Here is a 6,344-nt window from a genome sequence, read left to right on the forward strand (position 1 = left end):
CAAATGCCCTTCCGGCAGGTCGGCGACCTCCGTTACCTCGAATTCGACATCCTGCGCTTTCCCCGCCTTGCCCATGGCGTTTTCACCCGTCTGGGTGGAAGCAGCCCGGCACCTTGGGATTCCCTCAACCTGGGAAGTACGGTTGGCGATGCCCTTGAGAACGTGCAGGCCAACCGGGGGCTGATCCTGCGCACCATCGGCCGGGCGGAAGACAGCCTTCACGAGGTGTGGCAAACTCACTCCAACCAGGTGGTTCTAGTTAGGGCGCCGAGGGCCGGGGCGCCCCTCGTTCAGGCAGACGCCATGATCACGAGCTCACCCCACGTCACGCTGCTGATGCGCTTTGCGGACTGCATTCCGATCCTGTTGTATGACCCGGTCCGGCATGCTGCCGGGATCGCCCATGCCGGCTGGCTGGGGACGGTGCGCAAGACGGCGCTGGAAACCGTGAGGGCCATGGCCGCCCAATTTGGCAGCCGGCCCCGAGAGATCCGAGCGGCCCTCGGCCCGGCAATCGGTGTGGACCACTTTCCCATCGGCGCGGAAGTTGAGCAGCAGTTCCAGGAGGCCTTCGGCGCCGAGAGCGCTCGGCATCTCAAGCCTTACAATGGCGCCATCCACTTGGACCTTGGCTCAGCCAACCGTTGGCTGCTTGAGTCTGAGGGGGTGGTTGACATCGAGGAGTCAGGCCTGTGCACCGCATGTCACCTGTCGGATTGGTACTCTCACCGGGGTGAGGCAGGACGCACGGGTCGCTTTGGCGCATTGATCGGCCTGAGGTAGTTGCGGATGCATGGGGCTTCGCAAGACCGGGCGATCTGGGACCGGCTAGATCAAGTCAGAGAGCGTATCGAGGCGGCGTGCGCCCGCTGCGGGCGGATGCCGGATCAGGTGCGGCTGTTAGTCGTCAGCAAGGGCCGCGGCCTGGCGGCGATCCGGGCCGTGCATGAGGCCGGAGTGCGGGATTTCGGCGAGAACCGGATTGAAGAAGCAGGTCCCAAGATCGATGGGCTGCGCGGGCTGGAGGGAGTCCGCTGGCACATGATCGGACATGTGCAAAGCCGCAAGGCGCAGTCGGTGGTCGGCCAGTTCTTCCTCATACACTCCGTCGATCGCATGAAGCTTGCCACTCGCCTGGATCGCTTCGCAGGCCTTGGACAGCCGCGCCTGGCTGCGCTGCTGGAGTGCAACGTCTCCGGCGAGAGCACGAAAGAGGGTTGGGAGCAGTCTGAGCCAACGGCGTGGGCCGAAACGACGAGGGAACTGGTGCAGGTGGCGGGCTTACAGGGGTTGGATGTTCGCGGGCTGATGACGATGGCGCCCCTGTCAGACGACCCGGAGGCATCCCGCCCGAGCTTTCAGCGGCTATCCAGACTGGCCGAATTCCTGGAAGGCATTTTGCCTGGCCGTTGGGGGGAGCTCTCGATGGGCATGACCGACGACTTCGAAGTCGCCATCGAAGAGGGGGCAACCTGCGTCCGGATTGGCCGGGCTATCTTTGGGGAAGCCAGCTAGCCTCAAGCAAGTTCGAGCAGGGAGGGCGGGGTGACAATGCTCAGGACGGAGGGCGAACAGGGATGCTGAGGGCGGAGGACTTCATCCGGCTGCTGGCCAGCCTGATAACGATTCTGGTGTTTGTCGATATCCTTGTGCATTTCGTGCTCGACGCCTATCATCCCGTTCGCCGGGCCCTCGACCGTCTGGTCGAGCCTATGTTGGCGCCGATCCGGCGTTTGATGCCGCAGACCGGAATGTGGGACTTGAGCCCGATTGTCCTGCTCCTGCTCGTCCAGGTCGTGGAATACATTCTGCTGCGCCTCCTGGCTAGCTGATGGGAGGGGAGATGCGCAAGTTCAAGCTTCACAGCGGGGTCAGTGGGACGGCGCTCACCATCCGGGTGACGCCGCGGGCTCGGAGGACTGAGGTCGCCGGGATGCTCGAGGACGGCACAATCCGGATCCGGGTCGCAGCCCCGCCGGTCGAAGGCAAAGCCAACGAGGAACTTCTGGACTTCCTCTCCAAGGCGCTTCGCATCCGCCGCAACCGGATCGAAGTCATCGTCGGTGAGAAGGGACTCGACAAGCTGGTCTCGATCCGGGATCTGACGCCCGGCCAGGCCCACGCCCGGCTGTCGGCTTTGCTGGAGAAGAGTCAGGAAGACGGCTGAGGCCGGGCAGCGGACCGCAGCCCGCGCTCCCACTCAGCGCCAACCGTCGGGGCGAGGGGCGAAAAGACGATCTAGCAGGCTGCAGAAGAATCCTCACGATAGAAGAGGAATTGGCATAGGTTGGGGTTTGGGCGAAGCCCAAACCCCAACCTATGCCGTTTTCTCCTTGTTGATGTACGTTCTTCCGCAGGCTCCTAAAGGGATACAGGCGTCCCCCGATCCCTCCGGCCATTTCCCATTTCAGTGCTGTTGGGTATAGTCGGCCCACCCCCAATTCCCAGCGGCTGCGGATATGCCTACGGGGGCGGAACCTCGTCCCCTCTCGATGAGCCGGGCGCGGCCTGCCGCCACAGGGCCTCGTAGGCGGCATCCCGCAGGTGCGGGTCCCCACTATTCATGGCGCGCTCAATCTCAAGGCCGAACTCGCCATGGCTGACCCATCCCGCCAATTCCAGCCCGGCGATGCTTTCGTCGAGTGAGCTGGAGGTTATGGCACGCCGTAGCATCTCCTGAGAGGACTTGCCGGGTGCGATGCCCAGCCCTTCCCGGGCGGCGAAGGCCACCAGCCATGGGATCTCCGAGAGTTCCTGCGCTGGCGGATTGATCTTCCACGGCGGTCGTCGCCGGCGCTCGACGACCTCCGAGGCGGCACCTCGGACCACCCACTCGCTGTCTTCCACCTGGCATTTCTCCAGCATCTCCAGCGCCCAAGGCTCCGGGACGCGCGCCAGCCCGAACACCGCCGCCCGACGCGTGTTGCCGTTGTCCACCGCCATCGCATCGCGCAGCATGTTGAAGCCCTCTTCGGGCTGGCAGGCCAGTGCCTCGGCGGCGGCCAGTTGAAGCGCCGCCTCCCCGCCGAGCAGGACGTGTCCGAGCCCCTCCAGCGCGGGGTCCGTGCCGGTGGCCCCCAGCGCCAGGCAGGCTGCCTGGCGGACCAGCAGGCTGCGGTCCGTGTTGGCGATCTTGATCAGCGTCTTGACAGTTTCCTCATCCCCCAGACCGCCCATGCCCAGCGCGCCCAGTAGGCGGGTGTTCTCGGCTGCGGCCTCCGCCATCCGCCGGAACAGGATGGCTACGGAAGACTCGTACGATGCCGCCAGAGCATGAACACACCGCAGCCGCAGGCCGTAGGGCTGGGTGTCCTTCTGGGCTATTGCGGCCAGGCCGCGCAGGACATTGGCTCGCCATGTGGCCTTGGCCGGAGCATCCGGCAGCCAGCGAGCACAGGCGAGCAGGTTGAGGCTAAGCGGGTCGTACTCTGCCTGCAGACGCTCCTCGACGATGGGTGCAACGTCGCCGCTGGCGGCGTACCAGCGCAGAGCATACTCCGCCGGAAGCCAGAAGTCGGCGGGCGCGGCAGGTGCGATGCCGGTGTCGGCCAGTCCCCGCCCAGCCAGGTAGGCTCCCAGGACCGGGAAGGTGAAAGACAAGCGCCCAGCCGGGCGCCGTTCGATCATCCCGCCATCGACGAGGGATCCGATGGAAGTCCCTCGCCGCAGCATCCGCTCGGTGAAGGCACCACTACCTTCAGCGATCCAACCTGTGGCGCAGGCTTCCGCCGACTGGCGGTCTGCGCCGGACAGGAGGCGATCGAGGTAGACGTCGAGGGCATCCATGGTGCCGGGGCCGCGGGCGTCGCCGGCATAGGCCGCCCAGGCTCGGGCGACCGCCTCCGCCGGGGTTCGACCACGCGAGGCGCCCGCCAGCCACCCATTCAGGAGCGCCGGATCGATGTCTCCCATTCCCTTCTTCGCCGGCGCTTCCTTCCCGGCTTTCAGCCAGGCGGCCGACCACTTATTGAAGAACGTGCGCAGGTCGTATTCCGTCCAGGGAAGGATCGCCAGCGGCGCCAGACCCGCAGCCGCCAGGCCGTCGTAGCCAACCGCAGGCCCGGCGGCCACGATCCGGTTGCCTGGGTAGGCACGCAGCAGCGCCGCAATGAAGGTGGCAAACGGGGGGAGCTGCGCCTCCGGGAACTCGTCCAGTCCGTCAAGCAGCAGGATGGCTTTTCCCTGTCGGTAGGCCTGGCGGAGCATGTTCGGCATGCGCGAGACCATGCCGGCCGACACGGACTGCTGGCTGGCCTGAACCAGCGCTTCAAGCGGGTCCTTGCCAGTGAGGTAGTCCGGGCGGAAATCGGCGGCATGCACCAGGAGTGGAAGAAACCCCTCGGCACTGCGCTGGATGGTCAGGATGGCGGCATAGGCCAGGGCGGTCGACTTGCCACTGCCCAGGTCCCCGGTGATGAGGACGGACTTGCCGGTCGCCAGCAGTTCGCCAACCGTCAGGCTGGGTGCGGCGTACAGGCCGGAGAGGTACGTCCAATCCGATAGGTTCGGCAGCACGGCCAGGGATGTCTCAGGGATCGGCTCGGTCTGCTGGGGGTCGGTCGGGAAGGGAGGCGCCAGCAGACGTGGCACAACCGCGATTTGCTCGAGCCCAAACAGGGCCCGCGCCATGTGCATTCGTCCGGCCCGCGCCGACAGCTCTGCCCGGTACTTGACGACGGCTCCGCTGGTCAGGCTGTCGAGCATCTTCACAACCTGCAGTCGGAGCCAGCCGGTTCCACGGGAGATGTGGGGCAGGGCGCGCAGAATCAGCAACAAGAACAGCATTCCCAGCAGCAAGCCCGCGATGAACTCCGGCAGATCAAACCTGAAGCCGAAAATCCCTGTCAGCATGGGGCACTATCCTGCGTATAGGATTCGATTGCACTGGCGGCAGCGGACGAGCTCAGGGCTGCTGCGGACGGTCTGTATGATCGAGGGGGCGACCGCCAGCCCGCAGGCAGCGCAGCTGGCGTCCAGGACTTCGGCGACGGCGGTCCCGCCGTAGGACCGGCGCAGCGATTCATACAACGCCAGGTCGGGCGCGGGGATGCTGGCCATGGTCGCCTCGCGTTCCCCCTCAAGCCGTTCCATCTGCCGGGCAAGGGCGGTGAGCGAGCCTTCCAGCGCCTGACGAGCCTGGGACCACGCGGCTTCCCCCGAGTCCAGGTCCGACTGTGCCAGACCGTGCCCATTCTCGGCGCCCTCGAGGCCGAGCATGATATCCAGCAGCCGGTTTTCGAGGATGGTCAGGTGGCGGTGAAGAGCGTCGGATTCTTGCTGCAGGTCTGCCAACTCTTTCGGGTTGCGTACGCTGCCCCCGTAGAGGGCAGCCTCGGTAGCCTCGATCTTGGCTCGCAGCACCAGCACTTCATTCTCGGCCTGGGCATTGGCGGTCTGGGCTGCCTGAAGTTCGGCTACAGCCGTCCGCAGGCTGCCGCGACGCGAGCCAAGCCCACCGGCCGTGGCGAGTTCGGCCTCAATCGCTGCTTGCCGCGATCGCAGCCCGTCAAGTTCTTTGTCCTGGCGCTGCAGGCGAAACAGGCTGGATGCACGGCTCATACCTGGATTATAGATAAAGTGAGTCGAGTGCCGCAAGCGCGGGTTGGCGCGCCCACTAGCTGGACGTACAATTCGCAGGATGTCCCTCGGTCGGGATCGCAGGCTGGCGGCCGGCCTGGCGATTGGCGTCTCCCTTCTGACGCTGGTCCCATTCTTCGTCGCGAGTCGAACTACCCCACCCGGCTGGGTGTTCTCCGGCTTCATGCTCAACCCCTACGACGGGTTCAGCTATCTGGCGAAGATGCGCCAGGGGTTGGAAGGGAACTGGCAATTCGTCCTGCCGTATACGGCCCAGCCCGGCAGCCCGTCGTTTCTCTTCGTCTACTACCTGGGGTTGGGGCACCTCGCCCGACTGGGGAACCTCCCGTTGGGGAAAACGTTCCATGCCGCCAGGGTCTTGGGTGGGACGGTGATGTACCTCTCGATCTACGGGTTTCTCGAGCACCTGGCATTGACGCGGGCCGCCCGCTGGTCCGCCTTTGCGCTGGTTCTGGGTGTGAGCGGTTTCGGGTGGATCGGCGTGTCCTTGGGTCTGGCAGCCAGCGATTTGCTGATCCCGGAGTCCATCCCTTGGCTGTCGACATTGGTCAATCCGCACTTCCCGCTGGCTGTGGCAGGCCTGACGCTTGGTTTTCTGGCTGCTCTGTCTCGGGGGGCGGTGTGGAGGGCAGGCGGCCTGGCCGCGATGGCAGGTCTCCTCCTTGGAATGGTCCAGCCGTTTGTCCTGGCCACGCTGTGGTGCGTCCTGGGGACTTGGGCGGTCGTGGAGCAGGTCCTGCAGTGGC

The 6,344-nt window shown here is 65.5% G+C and carries 7 protein-coding genes; 5 read left to right on the top strand and 2 right to left on the bottom strand.

The genetic code is table 11. The features are described 5' to 3' along the window. Window positions 1-3: 3 nt before the first annotated feature. From pgeF to MUO23_05245, 4 genes are all read left to right on the top strand, one after another. Complete coding sequence (pgeF, locus tag MUO23_05230; GenBank protein ID MCJ7512355.1) at window positions 4-783, top strand: peptidoglycan editing factor PgeF; 780 nt, start codon at window positions 4-6, stop codon at window positions 781-783. Window positions 784-879: 96 nt separating this feature from the next. Further along, a complete protein-coding gene (locus tag MUO23_05235; GenBank protein ID MCJ7512356.1) occupies window positions 880-1,515 on the top strand; it encodes a YggS family pyridoxal phosphate-dependent enzyme in 636 nt (211 codons plus the stop codon). Between the two features lie 62 nt (window positions 1,516-1,577). Further along, the gene (locus MUO23_05240) at window positions 1,578-1,832 is read left to right on the top strand and encodes a YggT family protein (GenBank protein ID MCJ7512357.1); all 255 of its coding nucleotides are present in this window, start codon (window positions 1,578-1,580) and stop codon (window positions 1,830-1,832) included. 11 nt (window positions 1,833-1,843) lie between these two features. Continuing rightward, entirely contained in the window at window positions 1,844-2,167 is a 324-nt protein-coding gene (locus MUO23_05245) for a DUF167 domain-containing protein (GenBank protein ID MCJ7512358.1), read from the top strand. Window positions 2,168-2,463: 296 nt separating this feature from the next. On the opposite strand, the gene MUO23_05250 is transcribed toward MUO23_05245, so the two are convergent. Both MUO23_05250 and MUO23_05255 read right to left on the bottom strand, forming a co-directional pair. Then, window positions 2,464-4,851 (bottom strand): HEAT repeat domain-containing protein, encoded by a 2,388-nt coding sequence (locus MUO23_05250; protein ID MCJ7512359.1) that lies wholly within the window; start codon window positions 4,849-4,851, stop codon window positions 2,464-2,466. Between the two features lie 6 nt (window positions 4,852-4,857). Then, window positions 4,858-5,559 carry a C4-type zinc ribbon domain-containing protein gene (locus MUO23_05255; GenBank protein MCJ7512360.1) on the bottom strand — a complete coding sequence of 234 codons (702 nt, stop codon included), beginning with the start codon at window positions 5,557-5,559 and terminating at the stop codon, window positions 4,858-4,860. 79 nt (window positions 5,560-5,638) lie between these two features. On the opposite strand from MUO23_05255, the gene MUO23_05260 reads away from it, so the two are divergent. Next, window positions 5,639-6,344, top strand: a 706-nt coding sequence (locus tag MUO23_05260) for a hypothetical protein (GenBank protein ID MCJ7512361.1), incomplete at its 3' end; no start/stop codon positions are given.

It is taken from the genome of Anaerolineales bacterium, assembly GCA_022866145.1.
Taxonomy (GTDB): domain Bacteria; phylum Chloroflexota; class Anaerolineae; order Anaerolineales; family E44-bin32; genus PFL42.